Here is a 15,487-nt window from a genome sequence, read left to right on the forward strand (position 1 = left end):
TCCTGTGGCCGGCGGCGGCACGCCGGCGTCATGATGGTGGAAAGGCGATGCTTGGAATCAGGGTTGCGCCAGCAGCAGGTTTTCGCGGGTCTGGGGCGGCAAGGCGACGCCCAGCCCGTGGTCGCTGGCATGTTCATACGCCACTTGCGCCATCGCCAGGTCCGACAGGCCCATGCCCATGCCCTTGAACAGGGTCAGGCGCGCGTCCGGCGCGCGCGTCTCGCCGCGCGCCAGCAGTTCGCCCAGCACGGCCACGCCATCCCAGGGCGCGCCGTCGGCGCCATAGCGTTCGCGCAGCTCGCGCGAACCGCGCCGGGCGTTCTCCAGGTCGTCCACCACCACACGGTCGGCGCGCTCGAACACGTCCTGGGCGAATTCGGCCTTGGCCGGCAGGATCGCGCCCACCGCGTTCAGGTGGCGGCAATCGGCCAACAACGCGGCGTCGACGAAGGGCTCGACGGCGCGGGTGATCAGGGTGACGATCTCGGCGCCGGCCAGCGCCTGTTCCAGCGTCGGCGCTTCCTCGACCGCGAAGTCGTACTTGCCGGCCACCGCCTCGACGAAGGCGCGGCGCTTTGCCGGCGTCGGGCTGTAGATCCGCACGCGCCGCAGCGTGCGCACCGCGGCCAGCGCCGCCAGTTGCGTCACTGCCTGCGGCCCGGTGCCGATCAGCGCCGCCTGCGTGGCGGTCTCGGGCGCCAGGGCGCGGGTAGCCACGCCGCTGATGGCGGCCGTGCGCAGCATGCCCAGCGCGCGCGCCTCGATCACCGCCCGCAGCAGCCCGGTGTCGGCATCGAACAGGCTGAACAGCGAACCGCCGCCCGCCTTGGTGTGGACCCAGGTCTTGAAGCCGGCATAGCCGCCGGGCTGCACCGAGCCCAATGCATGCATCGAGCTGCCGTCGCCCCAGGTGGCCAGCGCCTTGGGCACGTTGCGCGCGCCGTCGCGGGCCTGCGCCACCAGCATGCGCTGCAGCGCGTCGATGGCGCGCGGGATGGTCAGCGCCGCCACCACGTCCTTTTCGGTGAGATACCGCAGTGCTTCGGTCATGCGTGTGTCCTTCGGTTCATTGGGGGTGGACGGGTTCGTCCGCCACCGTGTTGCGCAGCGTGCCGATCCCCGGCACCTCGATCTCGAGCGTGTCACCAGCGGCCAGGAAGCGCGGCGGCTGGCGGCTGGAGCCGACTCCCTCGGGGGTGCCGGTGGCGATCACGTCGCCGGGGGCCAGCGGGGTGAAGGCGCTGATGTAGGCGATCAGTTCGGGAATCGGGAAGATCAGGTCGGCCAGCTCGCCCTGCTGCACGGTCTCGCCGTTCAGGCGCGTCTCGATCCGCAGGCGCGCCGGGTCGCCGATCGCGTCGGCGGTGACCAGCCAGGGGCCGATCGCGCCGCTGCGCTCGAAGTTCTTGCCGGGCGTGATCTGGGCGTTGTGCTTCTGGAAGTCGCGCACCGAGTTCTCGGCCATGCAGGTGTAGCCGGCCACATGGGCCAGGGCGTCGCGCGCCGCGATGTGGCGCCCTGCCCGGCCGATCACCACCGCCAGTTCCCCTTCGTAGTCAAAGCGATCGGAAGCGCGCGGCTTCCAGACCGGCGCCTCGTGGCCGACGAAACTGTCGGGATAGCGGGCGAACAGCGAGGGATGGCGCGGCAGTTCGCGGCCGGCCTCGGCCACGTGACGGCCGTAGTTCAGGCCGACGCAGAGGATCTTGCGCGGCGCCGGCACCGGCGGCAGCCATTGCAGGCCGGCCAGCGGGATGCCGGGGCCGTCGTGGCCGCGGACCGCTTGTGCGATGGCATGCGCGCCCGCCGCCAGCGCGGTGGCCAGGTCGGGCCAATGCCGTGTCAATGGCACCACCTCGGCATCGCGCAGCACGCCCCAGGCCGGTTGGCCCGCGTGTAGGAAGCTGATCAGCTTCATGTTGTCTCCTGTCCTGTGGGCGGTCTTTCTGGCATGCAATTGAGTGACGCATTGCATGCATTCGTTGGCTTTTACTGGCCCATACCGCTGTTTTTCCGAATTATTGCATGCAATTTTGATAAATCGCAAGGCCGGATTGTTTTTTTCATGTGCGATTGCATGCAATTTTGTAGGTACACTGGAGGGCCTTCCAGACACGTTTCCGCCTAAGCCCGCTATGGCCGCTCAGATCGACAAAGTGATTTCCGAACTCCGGGACATGGTGCTTTCAGGCGCCCTGCAACCCGGCGAACGCGTGGTGGAACTGCAGTTCTCGGCGCGCCTGGGCGTGTCACGCACGCCGCTGCGCATCGCCCTGACCGAGTTGGAAAAGGAAGGCCTGCTTGAGCGGCTGCCCTCGCGCGGCTTCCGCGTGCGCGCCTTCACCGTGGACGAGATCGGCGATGCGGTGGAAGTGCGCGGGGTGCTGGAAGGCATGGCGGCGCGGCTGCTGGCCGAGCGCGGCGCCAGCGCCGAAGTGCTGGAACAACTGTCGCAGGCGGTCGAGGAAGGCCGCGCCCTGCTGGCGCCGGCACGGCGCGATCCCAAGGCCACGGTGGATGCCCGCGCCTGGGGGCAGATCAACCGCCGCTTCCACGAGATCCTGTGCGAAGCGGCCGGCAACCGCGCCCTGCTGTCGGCGCTGGAACACAACAACAAGACGCCGCTGGCCGGGCCGGCCGCGCTGACCCTGCCGTCCACGCCGTCGCAACTGGAAACGCCCTTCGTGCTACGGGCGCAATCGGATCATGAGGACCTGCTGCGCGCCATCACGCGGCGCGAGGCCGCGCGCGCCGAGAACCTGATGCGCGAGCACGCCTACCGCAGCCGCGAAAACAAGCGCGTGCTGCTGGAGTCGCTGCGCGGCGGCGTGGCCGGGCTGGCGGTGGCGGCCGACAACCCCGCGGCCTAGGGGCCGGGCCGCCGGTTTTTGCGGCAGGCGGCGGGGAAAATGGCGCCTCGCCCCGGGCGGGGCCGCATTCAGAACCCGCGGCGAACGCGCGCGCGGATGGCGCCGGCATACGCCCAGCACCACACCGCCAGCGCCAGCATCGCCACCGTGAAATAGGCGCGCGCTTGCAGCGGCACGGGATTCAGGCGCGACAAAGTGGGAAACGGCTCGTAGCCGATGAAATCGCTGGCCGCCAGCGCGCTGAACAGCAGCGCCAGCACCGGGCCGGTGAAATGCGGGCGTTCGCCGCGGCTCTGCGGATCGGCCCGGAAACGCCAGTGGAACAAGCGCAGCAGCTGGATCACGACGGCGGCCAGCGGAACGACCAGGGCAAGCTGCAGCACGAGCAGCGCAACGATGACTTGAGTGGGAAGCATGGCCGCGATTTTACGCGGCCCCGGGACAACCCCTATTACCCGCTCCACGCCAAGCAACTATCGTATTCGAGAATTATCAAATAAGAGAATTCTCGCTTCAGACAAAACATGGCCGCAGACCCGATTTACGATTACGCCGTCATCGGCGCCGGCATCGCCGGCGCCTCCGTGGCCTACCGCTTGAGCCCGACCGCCTCGGTGGTGGTGCTGGAACGCGAGGCGCAGCCCGGCTACCACTCCACCGGCCGCTCGGCGGCCATGTTCATGGAGACCTACGGCACCGCCCAGATCAAGGCGCTGACGCGCGCCAGCCGCGATTTCTACGAACATCCGCCGCAGGGCTTCTGCGAGCATCCCCTGCTCAGTCCGCGCGGCGTGCTGTACATTGCCGCGCCCGGCCAGCAGGACCTGCTGCGCGAGGTCTACGACGACTTCCGCAGCCAGTCGCCCAACGTCACGCTGATCGACGCAGAGCAGGCGCTGGCGCGAGTGCCGTGCCTGCGCCCCGACCAGTTGTGCGGCGCGATCGAAGAACCCGATGCCCGCGACATCGACGTGCACGCGCTGCACCAGGGCTTCCTGCGCGGCATGACGCGCCAGGGCGCGGTGCTGCGCAACCAGGCCGAACTGGTGGCGGCCCGTCACGAGGACGGCGCCTGGACGTTGACGTTGGCCGGCGGCGGCTCGCTGCGGGCGCGCGCGCTGGTCAATGCCGCCGGCGCCTGGGCCGACCACACCGCCGAACTGTGCGGCGTGCGGCCGGTGGGCTTGCAGCCGTGCCGCCGCACCGCCTTCACCTTCACCGGCCCGGACGACGTCGACTTCGCGCACTGGCCGGCCGTGGTCGGCGTGGACGAGAGTTTCTATTTCAAGCCCGACGCCGGCCAATTGCTGGGCTCGCCCGCCAATGCCGATCCGGTGCCGGCGCACGACGTGGTACCCGAGGAACTGGACGTGGCCACGGGCATCTACCGCATCGAATCGGCGACCTCGCTGACCATCCGCCGTCCGCGCCACACCTGGGCCGGCCTGCGCTCATTCGTGTCCGATGGCGACTTCGTGATCGGCTGGGACTGCGCCACGCCCGCCTTCTTCTGGCTGGCGGCCCAGGGCGGCTACGGCATCCAGTCCGCCGCCGGCGTCTCGCGCCTGGCCGCCGACCTGCTGCAGGACCTGCCGCTGCACCCCAGCCTGGCGGCCCAGGGCGTCGACCCCGCGCGCCTGTCGCCCGCCCGCTTCACCCAATCCCAATAGGAGCCATGCCATGAGCCAAGCCATCGAACGCCTGCCCAGCCCCCTGCCGTTCCCGTTCTCGCGCGCCGTGAAGGCCGGCGGCTTCCTGTTCCTGTCGGGCCAGGTGCCGATGAATGCCGCCGGCGAGGTGGTGCGCGGCGATATCCAGACCCAGACCCGCGCGGCCTGCGAGCGCATCGTCGAAAGCCTGGCGGCCGCCGGCGCGCGCCTGGACCAGGTGGTCAAGGCCACCGTGTGGCTGTCGGACATGAGCCACTTCGCGGGCTTTAACGAGGTCTACAAGGAATGCTTCGGCGCGGCGCTGCCGGTGCGGTCGACGGTGGCGTCGGCGCTGGCCCTGAACGTTGACGTCGAGATCGAAGTGCAGGCGTATATCGGGCAGAACTGAGGCGGGCAGGACTGAAGTCGACACGGCAACACGAACGGACAACCATTCAGAATGGAGTGATCGCATGAAGATTTTTTCCGGGTCCCTGGCAACCGAAACCAATACCTTCTCGCCCATTCCGACCGGCCTGTCGGCCTATCGGTCGCGCGGCTACTACCCGGCCGGCCAGCACCCGGACCGCATGCAGATGTTTTCGGGCCCGTTGTGGGCCGCGCGCCAGCGCGCCCAGGGCAAGGACTGGACGCTGATCGAGGGCATGACGGCGGGCGCGACGCCGGCCGGCCCCACTACTCGCCACGCCTATGAGACGCTGCGCGACGAATTGCTGGACGACCTGCGCCGCGCCGGCAAGGTCGACATTGCCCTGTTCGGCCTGCATGGCGCCATGGTGGCCGACGGCTACGACGATTGCGAGGGCGACCTGTTGCGGCGGGCGCGCGAGATCGTCGGCCCGGACACCGTGATCGGCGCCGAACTGGATCCGCATTGCCACCTGACCGACGCCATGGTCGACAGCGCCGATTTCCTGGTGTGCTTCAAGGAATATCCGCACACCGACATCCTGGACCGCGCCTACGACCTGGTCGACCTGTGCGTGGCGCGCGCCGCAGGCCGCATCCAGCCGACGCGCGCGGTCTTCGACTGCGAAATGATCTCCATCATGCACACCAGCCGCGAGCCGATGCGCGGCTTCGTCGACCGCCTGCTGGCGATGGAAGGCAAGGAAGGCGTGCTGTCGGTGTCGATCGCGCACGGCTTCCCCTGGGGCGACACCCCCGACATGGGCTCCAAGGTACTGGTCTACACGGATGGCGACGCCGCCCAGGCCGAACGGCTGGCGCGCGCGCTGGGCGAAGAGATCATCGGTTTCCGCGACCAGCTGGCGCCGCCCTACCCTGGCGCCGACGCGGCCTTGGACCAGGCGCTGGCGCTGGCCGACTTCCCGGTGGTGCTGGCCGATTCGGCCGACAACGCCGGCGGCGGCGCGCCCAGCGATGCCACTTTCATCCTGGAACGCGTGCTGGCGCGGGGCATCCGGGACGTGGCGACCGGCCCGTTCTGGGACCCGGTGGCGGTGCAGCTCTGTTTCGAGGCCGGCGAAGGCACGCGGATCAAGCTGCGTATTGGCGGCAAGGTGGCGCCGGTGTCGGGCCAGCCGCTGGACCTGGACTGTGAGATCGTCGCGCTCAAGCGCGATGCCGTCATGACCGGCCTGGCCGGCACGCCCGCGCTGCTGGGCGACGTGGCCGTGGTGCGCAGCCAGGGCGTGACCATCGTCATGACCACCCACCGTACCCAGGCCATGGACACCGACCTCTTCACCCAATTCGGCGTCGACCTGGGCGCGATGAAGCTGGTCATCCCGAAGTCGTCGCAGCACTTCTACGCCTCATACTCGAAGATCGGCCGCCACGTCATCTACGTCGAGACGCCCGGCGCGATCACGCAGGACTACAACGCGCTGCCGTTCACCAAGCGCAAACTGCCGAAATGGCCCTTCAAGGGCTGATATCCAACCATTTGCCCACGCAGGCAACCGGAAAAGACAAGGGGATGACCATGATGAAACGATTCAGCCTGCTGGGCGCCGCCGCCCTGCTGGCCTGCGGCCTGGCCGCGGGCCAGCCCGCCCAGGCCCAGACCAAGACGCTGCGGATGGTGCCGCACGCCGACCTGAAAACGCTGGACCCGCTGTTCAACACCGCCTACATCACCCGCAACCACGGCTACATGGTGTTCGACACCCTGTTCGCGCAGGACAGCCACGGCCAGCCCAAGCCGCAGATGGTCGAGAGCTGGACCGCTTCGCCCGATGGCAAGGCCTGGACCTTCAAGCTGCGTGCCGGCCTGAAGTTCAATGACGGCACGCCGGTCACGGCCGAGGATTGCATCGCCTCGCTGCAGCGCTGGGCCAAGAAAGACACCATGGGCCAGGCGCTGATGGCGGCTGGCGCCGAACTGGCCGCGACCGGCCCTGACAGTTTCTCGCTGACGCTCAAGCAGCCTTTCGGCCTGGTGCTGGACGCGCTGGCCAAGCCTTCGGGCATGCCGCCTTTCATCATGCCCAAGCGCCTGGCCATGACCGACCCGAACACGCCGATCACCGAGATGGTCGGCTCGGGGCCGTTCCTGTTCAAGCGCGACGAGTGGGTGCCCGGCAACAAGGTCGTGTACGTCAAGAACCCGGGCTATGTGCCGCGCAACGAACCGGCCGACGGCCTGGCCGGCGGCAAGGTCGCCAAGGTCGACCGGGTCGAATGGGTCTACATCCCCGACGGCAATACCGCCACCGCGGCGCTGATGAACGGCGAAGTCGACATGATCGAACAGACCACGCCGGACTTTCTGCCGGTGCTGGAAAGCAACCCGGACATCACCCTGAACACTTCCGTGGCGACCCAGGGCATGGCCATCGTCAACGCGCTGCATCCGCCGTTCGACAAGCCGCAGGCGCGCCAGGCGCTCTACCACCTGATCAATCAGAAGGAAATGCTGGCGGCCATCGGCTACCCCGAGAAGTACCGCGTCGACTATTGTCCGACGCTGTACATCTGCGGCTCGCCGCTGGCCACCGATGCCGGCGCGGCGCCCTATGCCAAGCCGGACCTGGCGCGCGCCAAGCAACTGCTGCAGGAAGCCGGCTACAAGGGCGAGAAAGTCGTGGTGCTGTACCCCACCGACCACATCAGCGCGCCCGCCGTCATGGTATTGACGCAGAACATGAAGAAGGCCGGCATCAAGGTCGATCTGCAATCGATGGACTGGGCCTCGCTGGCGGCGCGCCGCCTGAAGAAGGACCCGCCCGAGCAGGGCGGCTGGAACCTGTTCCTGACCTGGGGCGGCTATTTCGACGCCAGCACGCCGCTGACCAACCCCTGGCTGTCGGCTGCCTGCGGCAACAGCCTGCCCGGCTGGCCCTGCGACAAGGAACTGGACGCGTTGCGCACGCAATGGATCCGCGAGCCGGACGCGGCCAAACGCAAGGCGCTCGCGGTGCAGTTGCAGGCGCGCGCTTACCAGTCGGTGCCTTACGTCATGTGGGGCGAGTTCAAGCCGGTCTCGGCGTTCCGCGGGTTGAGCCATACCGAGCTGCTCAAGACCGGCATCCCGGTGATGTGGAACATCGAGAAACCGTAACCCGGCGGCGGGCCGCGCGCCCGCCCGCCGTGCACTGTCAGGCCGCCGCCGCGCCTAGTGCGCGCCGCGTCCGGCCAGGGGGGACCGCCAGCGTGAAAACCATCCTGCGCCGCATCGCGGCCGTCATTCCCGTCATGGCCGTGGTCGCGGTCGTGGTGTTCCTGTTGATCCACCTGTCGCCGGGCGACCCGGCGGCGGTGATCGCGGGCGACAACGCCACCACCGAGGACGTCGAAAGGATCCGCCAGAACCTGGGACTGGACAAACCGCTGCTGACGCAGTTCGGCATCTGGGTCGGGCACCTGGCCACCGGCGACCTGGGGACGTCGATCGCCACCCAGATGCCGGTGGCGCAGCTGATCGGCCAGCGCATGGGGCCGACCCTGTCGATCGCCGTTTTCACCATGCTGTTCGCGGTGCTGGCCGCCGTGCCGCTGGGCGTGCTGGCCGCCTGGAACGCCGGACGGCTGCTGGACCGGCTGGTGATGATCGGCGCGGTCTGCGCGTTCTCGGTGCCGGTGTTCCTGATCGGCTACAGCCTGGTGTACGGCTTTTCCATCAAGCTGGGCTGGCTGCCGGTGCAGGGCTACAAGCCGCTGGCCGATGGCCTGGTGCCCTACCTGCGGCATCTGGTGCTGCCCTGCCTGTCGCTGGGGCTGGTGTACATGGCGCTGCTGACCCGTATGACCCGCGCCACCATGCTGGAGGCGCTGTCGGAAGACTACATCCGCACCGCCCGCGCCAAGGGTCTGGCGGCCGGCCCGATCGTCTGGCACGCGCTCAAGAACGCCGCCAACCCCATCGTCACCACCATCGGGGTGGGCGTGGCGCTGCTGATCGGCGGCGTGGTGGTCACGGAAACCGTGTTCGCCATTCCCGGCCTGGGCCGCCTGACCATCGATGCCGTGCTGCGCCACGACTATCCGGTGATCCAGGGCGTGCTGCTGGTGGCCTCGGGCATCTACGTGCTGATCAACCTGCTGGTCGACCTGAGCTACCGCCTGTTCGACCCGCGCATCCGCTATTGAGAGGGGCAAGCCATGACCACCACCACCCTGCCCCTGGCCGTGCCGCGTCCGCGCTGGCGCCGCGCCGTCCGCTCGCTGCGGCGCCATCCGATGCTGTATGTCGGCGGCGCGATCCTGCTGGCATTGGCCGTGATCGCGCTGGCCGCGCCCTGGCTGACCTCGGTCGATCCCCAGGACATCAACCCGATGGCGCGCATGAAGCCGCCGTCGGCCGAGCATTTCTTCGGCACCGACGCGCTGGGCCGCGACGTGTACGCGCGCACCCTGTGGGGCGCGCGGGTATCGCTGCTGGTCGGGGTCGTGGTCGCGCTGGTGTCGACCGCGGGCGGCGTCATCCTGGGCATGCTGGCCGGCTACTTCCGCCGCCTGGACGGCCTGATCATGCGCATCATGGACGGCCTGATGGCGATTCCCGGCGTGCTGCTGGCGATCGCCCTGATGGCCACGCTCAAGGGCGGCCTGGGCACGGTGATCGTGGCCATCGTGGTGCCGGAGGTGCCGCGCGTGGTGCGGCTGGTACGCGCGTTGGTGCTGACCATACGCGAGCAGCCTTATATCGAGGCGGCCGTGGCGGCCGGCACCCGGGTGCCGGCCATTCTGCTGCGCCACATCCTGCCCAACCTGTTCGCGCCGCTGATGGTGCAGGCCACCTTCATCGCCGCCTCGGCCATCCTGACCGAAGCCGTGCTGAGTTTCCTGGGCGTGGGCATCCCGCCGCAGATCCCGAGCTGGGGCAACATCATGGCCGAGGGCCGCAACTTCGTCGCGGTCGCCTTCCACATCATCCTGTATCCGGGCCTGTTCCTGGGCGTGGCCGTGCTGGCCGTCAATCTGGTGGGCGACGGGCTGCGCGACATGCTCGATCCGCGCCTGGCGAAAAAGCTGTAGGAGCGCGCATGCCAACCCAACCCGTATTGCAAGTGCATGACCTGACCACCTGTTTCGACGGCGACGAAACCACGGTGCTGGCCGTGGACGGCCTGTCGTTCGACCTGATGCCAGGCGAGACCCTGGGCCTGGTGGGCGAATCCGGCTGCGGCAAGAGCGTCACCTCGCTGTCCATCATGCGGCTACTGCGGGCGCCCGGCCGCGTGGCGCGCGGCAGCGTCGAATTCGACGGCCGCGACCTGCTGGTGCTGCCCGAGAAAGCCATGCGGGCGGTGCGCGGCAACCAGCTGTCGATGATTTTCCAGGAGCCGATGACCTCGCTCAACCCGGTGTTCACGATCGGCCGCCAGATCAGCGAGCCGCTGATGCTGCACCAGGGCCTGTCGCGGCGCCAGGCCATGAAGCAGGCCGAGGCGCTGCTGGAACTGGTGCAGATCTCCGACCCGGCGCGGCGCGTGCACGAATACCCTTACCAATTGTCCGGCGGCATGCGCCAGCGCGCCATGATCGCCATGGCGCTGGCCTGCCAGCCCAAGGTGCTGATCGCCGACGAGCCGACCACTGCGCTGGACGTCACCATCCAGGCCCAGATCCTGCACCTGCTGCGCGACATCCAGGCGCGGTTGGGCACGGCGATCGTGCTGATCACGCATGACCTGGGCGTGGTGGCGCAGATGTGCCAGCGCGTGATCGTCATGTACGCCGGCCGCAAGGTCGAGGAAGGCAGCGTCGACGACGTGCTGGACCACGCCGCCCACCCCTATACCCAGGCACTGATCCGCTCGCTGCCTGACTTCATCGACGGCCAGGACCATAGCGCCCGCCTGGCCGAACTGCCCGGCATCGTGCCGGTGATGACGCCCGAATCGCGCGGCTGCGCCTTCGCCGCGCGCTGTCCGCAGGCGCTGCCGCGCTGCGCCGACCAGGCGCCGCCCGAAGTCGTCACCCGCGACCGCCACCGCGTCTGGTGCTGGGCGCGCCAGGCCGCGCCGGCCGCCCTGATGGAGCAAGACCCGCGATGAATCTGCACGACGCCCCCTTTCCCGGCGCCGCCGTCGACGCGACGGCCGCCGCCCCCCTGCTGCAAGTGACCAATCTCAAGAAGCACTTTGCGCTGGAAGGCGGCAAGGTGCTGCGCGCCGTGGACGGCGTGTCGCTGTCGGTGGCGCGCGGTCAGACCCTGAGCCTGGTGGGCGAGTCCGGCTGCGGCAAGTCGACCACCGGCAAGTGCCTGATCCGCCTGACCGACCCCACCGAGGGCCGCATCCTGCTCGAAGGCGCCGACCTGGCCGCGATGGGCAGCCGCCAGCTGCGCGCCATGCGGCAACGCATGCAGTTCATCTTCCAGGATCCGTTCTCGTCGATGAATCCACGCATGCGGGTGCGCGACATCATCGGCGAACCGCTGCGCAACGCCGGCCATGGCCGCGAGGCCATCCGCCAGCGGGTGGCCCATCTGCTGGCGCGCGTCAGCCTGCGGCCGGACGCGGCCGAGCGCTACCCGCACGAGTTCTCAGGCGGCCAGCGCCAGCGCATCGTCATCGCGCGCGCCCTGGCGCCCGAGCCGGATCTGATCGTCTGCGACGAGCCGGTCTCGGCGCTGGACGTGTCGGTGCAGGCGCAGGTCATCAACCTGCTGATGGACCTGCAGCGCGACCTGGGCCTGACCTATGTGTTCATCTCGCACGACCTGAGCGTGGTGCGGCACATCAGCCACCAGGTGGCGGTCATGTACCTGGGCCGGATCGTCGAGAGCGGCAGCCGCGACCAAGTATTCAGCCGCCCGGCGCACCCCTACACCCGCGCCCTGCTGGCGGCGGTGCCCTCGGCGCGGCGGGGCGAGCGCGCCCCGGTGGCGGTGCTCAAGGGCGAAATTCCCAGCCCGCTGGCGCCGCCGTCAGGCTGCGCCTTCCGCACCCGTTGTCCGCTGGCCCAGGCGCGCTGCGCCCAGGAAGCCCCGGTCGCGCGGCCCGTCGGTCCGGGCCAACTGGCCGCCTGCCACTTCGCCTAGCAGGCTCGCTGTAATGCCGATACCCCCAAAGCGCCCGCGTAAAGCGCTTTATCCCTGCCAACAGGCCTCGTCGCCGGAGCATGCCATGTCCCCATCCGATTCCCTGCCTTTCGATCTCGTACTCGCCGGAGGCACCCTCATCGATGGCAGCAACTCGCCCGGGCGGCGCGCCGATCTCGGCGTGCGGGGCGACCGCATTGCCGCCATTGGCGATTTGTCGGGCGCCGCCGCGCATAGCCGCCTCGATGTCACCGGCCTGGTGGTGGCGCCCGGCTTCATCGACTCCCACACCCACGACGACAACTACCTGCTGCGGCGCCGCGACATGACGCCCAAGATCTCGCAGGGCGTGACTACCGTGGTCACGGGCAATTGCGGCATCAGCCTGGCGCCGCTGGCGCACGCCAATCCGCCGCCGCCGCTGGACTTGCTGGACGAAGGCGGCTCTTACCGCTTCGAACGCTTCGGCGACTACCTGGACGCGCTGCGCGTCACCCCGGCCGCGGTCAATGCCGCCTGCATGGTGGGCCACTCGACGCTGCGCGCCGCCGTCATGCCCGACCTGCAGCGCGCGGCCACGAGCGAGGAAATCGCGGCCATGCGGGCCCTGGCCGAGCAAGCCATGGACAGCGGCGCCATCGGCATCTCGACCGGCGCGTTCTATCCGCCCGCCGCCCACGCCACCACCGAGGAAATCATCGAAGTCTGCCGGCCGCTGCGCACCCATGGCGGCATCTATGCCACCCACATGCGCGACGAGGGCGAGCACATCGTGGCCGCGCTGGAGGAAACCTTCCGCATCGGCCGCGAACTGGACGTACCCGTGGTGATCTCGCACCACAAGCTCATGGGCCAGCCCAACTTCGGCCGCTCGCGCGAAACGCTGCCGCTGATCGAGGCCGCCATGGCGCGCCAGGAAGTGTCGCTGGACGCCTACCCCTACGTGGCCGGCTCGACCATGCTCAAGCAGGACCGCGTGCTGCTGGCCGGCCGCACCCTGCTCACCTGGTGCAAGCCCTTCCCCGAGCTGAGCGGGCGCGACCTGGACGAAGTGGCCGCCGAGCGCGGCAAATCCAAGTACGACGTGGTGCCCGAACTGCAGCCTGCCGGCGCCATCTACTTCATGATGGACGAGCCCGACGTGCAGCGCATCCTGGCCTTCGACCCCACCATGATCGGGTCCGACGGCCTGCCGCACGACGAACGCCCGCATCCGCGCCTGTGGGGGACTTTCCCGCGGGTGCTGGGCCATTACTCGCGCGATCTGGGGCTGTTCCCGCTGGAAACGGCGGTCTGGAAAATGACCGGCCTGACCGCCGCCCGCTTCGGCCTGGCCGGGCGCGGGCAACTGCAACCCGGCTATTTTGCCGACCTGGTGGTGTTCGATCCGGCCACGGTGGCCGATACCGCCACCTTCGAGCAGCCCACCGGCCGCGCCGCCGGCATCCATGCGGTGTACGTCAATGGCGCCCCGGTCTGGCGCGAGCAGGCGTTCACCGGCGAGCATCCCGGCCGGGTCCTGGCGCGCACGGCGAGCTGAGCCGGGCCTGCCTTTACAATCCGGCCTGAACGGGGCGGGTTCCGCCCCTTTGCCAACCCAGGACCCAGACCGCGACATGGCCCCTCCCTCCGCTCGCAACACCGCTCCCCCCGATATCGTGGGCAAGGAAGCCATGGGCGCCCGGCTGCGCGCCGAGCGCAAGGCCCGCAAGATGACACTGCAGGCGCTGTCGCAGGCCAGCGGCATCGCGGTATCGACCCTGTCCAAGGCCGAGCTGGGCCAGATCGCCCTGAGCTACGAGAAATTCGCGGCGCTGGCGCGGGCGCTGGACATCGACATGACGCGCATGTTCATGCTGCGCGACACGGCCCCGGCCGAGGTGGCGCCCACCTACGTCAAGAACACGCTCAGCGACGCGCGCGACTACGCCACCGAGAACTACCACTATCGCCTGCTGATGGGCGAATACCCGGGCAAGAAGATGATGCCCATGCTGGCGCTGATCGACTCGCGCAAGGTCGTGGAGTTCGAGGACTACATCCGCCATCCCGGCCAGGAGTTCGCCCTGGTGCTGTCCGGCAAGGTGCGCATCCAGTTCGAGAACGGCGACAGCGTGGTGCTGAACCGCCTGGAGTCGGCGTATTTCGATAGCGGCATCGGCCACGTCTACCTGTCATTGAGCAAGAAGCCGGCCGAAGTGCTGGCGGTCTGCAGCGACCTGGACGAGGTGCCCTCGCGCCTCAAGCCGGCGCCCCGCAAAGCCTGAGGCCGCGCCGCCCCACCTGCCCGCCCGGACAGCCGGCGCCGAACCGGGCGCGCCATGCCGTTCCCGCGCCAAGGAATCAGCGGCCGGCGCCCCGGATCACCCGGTGCACGAATTGCAGCTTGCCGACCACCACGGCCGGCAGCACGAACGGGTAGAAATCGCGCTGCCCCATGCTGCGCGACAGCTCGTTGAGCACGCCGGTCAGGGCCACCCAGGCATTGACCAGGTCGAGAAAGCCCTGCCCTTCGGGGTCCTCCGGGTCGTACAGCGAGGCCCGGGTAAAGGGTTCGCCCGCCTGCTCCACACCCACGCGGGCAACGCCGAAACTGATGGCGGTGTCCAGCGTATCCATCATGTGCAGGTAATGGGCCCAGGTCTCGGCCCAATCTTCCCAGGGATGGCAGGCGGCATAGGTGCTGATGAAGCGCTGCGCCCAATCGGCCGGCGCGCCCGCCTCGTAGTTGCGCCGCAGCGCCTGCGCATAGTCGGCGCGCTCGTCGCCGAACACGTTCCGGAACGGCTCCAGCCAGGGGCCGCCGGCCACCAGCCGGTCCCAATAGAAATGGCCGATCTCGTGCCGGAAATGCCCCAGCAGCGTGCGGTAGGGCTCGCGCATCGCCTCGCGCACCTGGACGCGGTAGGCATCATCGGCCTCGCGGATATCGAGGGTGATCAAACCGCCGCCGTGTCCGGTCACCGGCGGCGTGCCATCGGCCGCCGGCGCCAGCAGATCGAACGCCAGGCCGCCGTCGCCCTGCGCGTGCGCGCGCCGGATCGGCAGGCCCAGGGTCAGCAACTGCGCCACCAGCTGGCGCTTGGCGGCTTCGACCTTGCCCCACAGCACACCGTTCTCCGCGCAGGACAGGTCGGGAATGGTGCGGTTCAGGCCGCAGGCCAGGCACAAGCCGCTGGCGGAAGCGGCCGGCAGCAGCCAATTGCAGGCTGCCGGGCTGGCGAAATTGGCACAACGCTTGAAGGTGCGGCCGCGCGCGCGGCCCGCTTCGGTCCAGGTGCCAGCGGCCTTGCCCGGCGCCAGCGCCAGGACGTGGCCGCGCCTGGGATCGAAGCCCAACTGCCGATGGCAGTGCAGGCATTCGCTGTTGTTGAAGAAGATGCGCTGACCGCAGACGCACTGGAACGCCTTGGCGCGGGCGTGGCGAGGACGCGCGCGCGACCCCTGCGGGGTTCTCAACTGGCGCCCCAGGGCCTGGAAGAAGTCGTTCATGG

The 15,487-nt window shown here is 69.1% G+C and carries 15 protein-coding genes; 11 read left to right on the forward strand and 4 right to left on the reverse strand.

Going from position 1 to position 15,487, the window contains the following annotated elements; all coding sequences use genetic code 11:
* Positions 1-57: 57 nt before the first annotated feature.
* Together K2W61_RS23175 and K2W61_RS23180 are read right to left on the reverse strand one after the other, a co-directional pair.
* On the reverse strand, positions 58-1,050 hold the full coding sequence (locus K2W61_RS23175; protein WP_236756660.1) for an ornithine cyclodeaminase family protein: 993 nt from the start codon (positions 1,048-1,050) through the stop codon (positions 58-60).
* A gap of 16 nt (positions 1,051-1,066) precedes the next feature.
* Positions 1,067-1,918, reverse strand: a complete 852-nt coding sequence (locus tag K2W61_RS23180) for a fumarylacetoacetate hydrolase family protein (RefSeq protein ID WP_236756661.1) — start codon at positions 1,916-1,918, stop codon at positions 1,067-1,069.
* 217 nt (positions 1,919-2,135) lie between these two features.
* On the opposite strand from K2W61_RS23180, the gene K2W61_RS23185 reads away from it, so the two are divergent.
* Positions 2,136-2,870, forward strand: coding sequence for a GntR family transcriptional regulator (locus K2W61_RS23185; protein ID WP_175139955.1), 735 nt, complete (start codon positions 2,136-2,138; stop codon positions 2,868-2,870).
* 68 nt (positions 2,871-2,938) lie between these two features.
* Here the strand turns inward: K2W61_RS23185 and K2W61_RS23190 are convergent, their stop codons facing one another.
* Positions 2,939-3,286: a hypothetical protein gene (locus K2W61_RS23190; protein ID WP_175139956.1), complete on the reverse strand. Its 348-nt coding sequence runs from the start codon at positions 3,284-3,286 to the stop codon at positions 2,939-2,941.
* Positions 3,287-3,394: 108 nt separating this feature from the next.
* Here K2W61_RS23190 and K2W61_RS23195 point away from each other — a divergent pair, with 108 nt between their 5' ends.
* The 10 genes from K2W61_RS23195 (at position 3,395) to K2W61_RS23240 (ending at position 14,260) form a co-directional block, all read left to right on the forward strand.
* Entirely contained in the window at positions 3,395-4,540 is a 1,146-nt protein-coding gene (locus K2W61_RS23195; RefSeq protein ID WP_236756662.1) for an NAD(P)/FAD-dependent oxidoreductase, read from the forward strand.
* Between the two features lie 10 nt (positions 4,541-4,550).
* Positions 4,551-4,928 (forward strand): RidA family protein, encoded by a 378-nt coding sequence (locus tag K2W61_RS23200; protein WP_175139958.1) that lies wholly within the window; start codon positions 4,551-4,553, stop codon positions 4,926-4,928.
* Positions 4,929-4,992: 64 nt separating this feature from the next.
* Positions 4,993-6,438, forward strand: a complete 1,446-nt coding sequence (locus K2W61_RS23205; RefSeq protein WP_236756663.1) for a M81 family metallopeptidase — start codon at positions 4,993-4,995, stop codon at positions 6,436-6,438.
* A 50-nt stretch (positions 6,439-6,488) separates the two neighbouring features.
* On the forward strand, positions 6,489-8,066 hold the full coding sequence (locus K2W61_RS23210; RefSeq protein WP_175139960.1) for an ABC transporter substrate-binding protein: 1,578 nt from the start codon (positions 6,489-6,491) through the stop codon (positions 8,064-8,066).
* A gap of 92 nt (positions 8,067-8,158) precedes the next feature.
* Complete coding sequence (locus K2W61_RS23215; protein WP_175139961.1) at positions 8,159-9,094, forward strand: ABC transporter permease; 936 nt, start codon at positions 8,159-8,161, stop codon at positions 9,092-9,094.
* 12 nt (positions 9,095-9,106) lie between these two features.
* On the forward strand, positions 9,107-9,982 hold the full coding sequence (locus K2W61_RS23220; protein ID WP_175139962.1) for an ABC transporter permease: 876 nt from the start codon (positions 9,107-9,109) through the stop codon (positions 9,980-9,982).
* Positions 9,983-9,990: 8 nt separating this feature from the next.
* Complete coding sequence (locus tag K2W61_RS23225) at positions 9,991-11,004, forward strand: ABC transporter ATP-binding protein (RefSeq protein ID WP_236756664.1); 1,014 nt, start codon at positions 9,991-9,993, stop codon at positions 11,002-11,004.
* Complete coding sequence (locus tag K2W61_RS23230; RefSeq protein WP_236756665.1) at positions 11,001-11,993, forward strand: ABC transporter ATP-binding protein; 993 nt, start codon at positions 11,001-11,003, stop codon at positions 11,991-11,993. The genes K2W61_RS23225 and K2W61_RS23230 overlap by 4 nt, the downstream gene beginning before the upstream one ends.
* Before the next feature lie 85 nt (positions 11,994-12,078).
* Positions 12,079-13,533 carry an N-acyl-D-amino-acid deacylase family protein gene (locus K2W61_RS23235; RefSeq protein WP_236756666.1) on the forward strand — a complete coding sequence of 485 codons (1,455 nt, stop codon included), beginning with the start codon at positions 12,079-12,081 and terminating at the stop codon, positions 13,531-13,533.
* A gap of 76 nt (positions 13,534-13,609) precedes the next feature.
* Entirely contained in the window at positions 13,610-14,260 is a 651-nt protein-coding gene (locus tag K2W61_RS23240) for a helix-turn-helix domain-containing protein (RefSeq protein ID WP_175139965.1), read from the forward strand.
* Between the two features lie 76 nt (positions 14,261-14,336).
* Here K2W61_RS23240 and K2W61_RS23245 read toward each other — a convergent pair whose 3' ends face one another.
* Entirely contained in the window at positions 14,337-15,485 is a 1,149-nt protein-coding gene (locus K2W61_RS23245; RefSeq protein WP_236756667.1) for a zinc-binding metallopeptidase family protein, read from the reverse strand.
* Between the last annotated feature and the right edge of the window lie 2 nt (positions 15,486-15,487).

Origin of the sequence: Achromobacter pulmonis (assembly GCF_021733725.1) — a bacterium.
GTDB lineage: Bacteria > Pseudomonadota > Gammaproteobacteria > Burkholderiales > Burkholderiaceae_B > Achromobacter > Achromobacter pulmonis.

What these genes read in the sequence shown, in the direction of transcription:
- K2W61_RS23175 (WP_236756660.1), bottom strand. Translation starts at nt 1,050, where the DNA reads ATGACCGAAGCACTGCGGTATCTCACCGAAAAGGACGTGGTGGCGGCG.
- K2W61_RS23180 (WP_236756661.1), bottom strand. Translation starts at nt 1,918, where the DNA reads ATGAAGCTGATCAGCTTCCTACACGCGGGCCAACCGGCCTGGGGCGTG.
- K2W61_RS23185 (WP_175139955.1), top strand. Translation starts at nt 2,136, where the DNA reads ATGGCCGCTCAGATCGACAAAGTGATTTCCGAACTCCGGGACATGGTG.
- K2W61_RS23190 (WP_175139956.1), bottom strand. Translation starts at nt 3,286, where the DNA reads ATGCTTCCCACTCAAGTCATCGTTGCGCTGCTCGTGCTGCAGCTTGCC.
- K2W61_RS23195 (WP_236756662.1), top strand. Translation starts at nt 3,395, where the DNA reads ATGGCCGCAGACCCGATTTACGATTACGCCGTCATCGGCGCCGGCATC.
- K2W61_RS23200 (WP_175139958.1), top strand. Translation starts at nt 4,551, where the DNA reads ATGAGCCAAGCCATCGAACGCCTGCCCAGCCCCCTGCCGTTCCCGTTC.
- K2W61_RS23205 (WP_236756663.1), top strand. Translation starts at nt 4,993, where the DNA reads ATGAAGATTTTTTCCGGGTCCCTGGCAACCGAAACCAATACCTTCTCG.
- K2W61_RS23210 (WP_175139960.1), top strand. Translation starts at nt 6,489, where the DNA reads ATGATGAAACGATTCAGCCTGCTGGGCGCCGCCGCCCTGCTGGCCTGC.
- K2W61_RS23220 (WP_175139962.1), top strand. Translation starts at nt 9,107, where the DNA reads ATGACCACCACCACCCTGCCCCTGGCCGTGCCGCGTCCGCGCTGGCGC.
- K2W61_RS23225 (WP_236756664.1), top strand. Translation starts at nt 9,991, where the DNA reads ATGCCAACCCAACCCGTATTGCAAGTGCATGACCTGACCACCTGTTTC.
- K2W61_RS23230 (WP_236756665.1), top strand. Translation starts at nt 11,001, where the DNA reads ATGAATCTGCACGACGCCCCCTTTCCCGGCGCCGCCGTCGACGCGACG.
- K2W61_RS23235 (WP_236756666.1), top strand. Translation starts at nt 12,079, where the DNA reads ATGTCCCCATCCGATTCCCTGCCTTTCGATCTCGTACTCGCCGGAGGC.
- K2W61_RS23240 (WP_175139965.1), top strand. Translation starts at nt 13,610, where the DNA reads ATGGCCCCTCCCTCCGCTCGCAACACCGCTCCCCCCGATATCGTGGGC.
- K2W61_RS23245 (WP_236756667.1), bottom strand. Translation starts at nt 15,485, where the DNA reads ATGAACGACTTCTTCCAGGCCCTGGGGCGCCAGTTGAGAACCCCGCAG.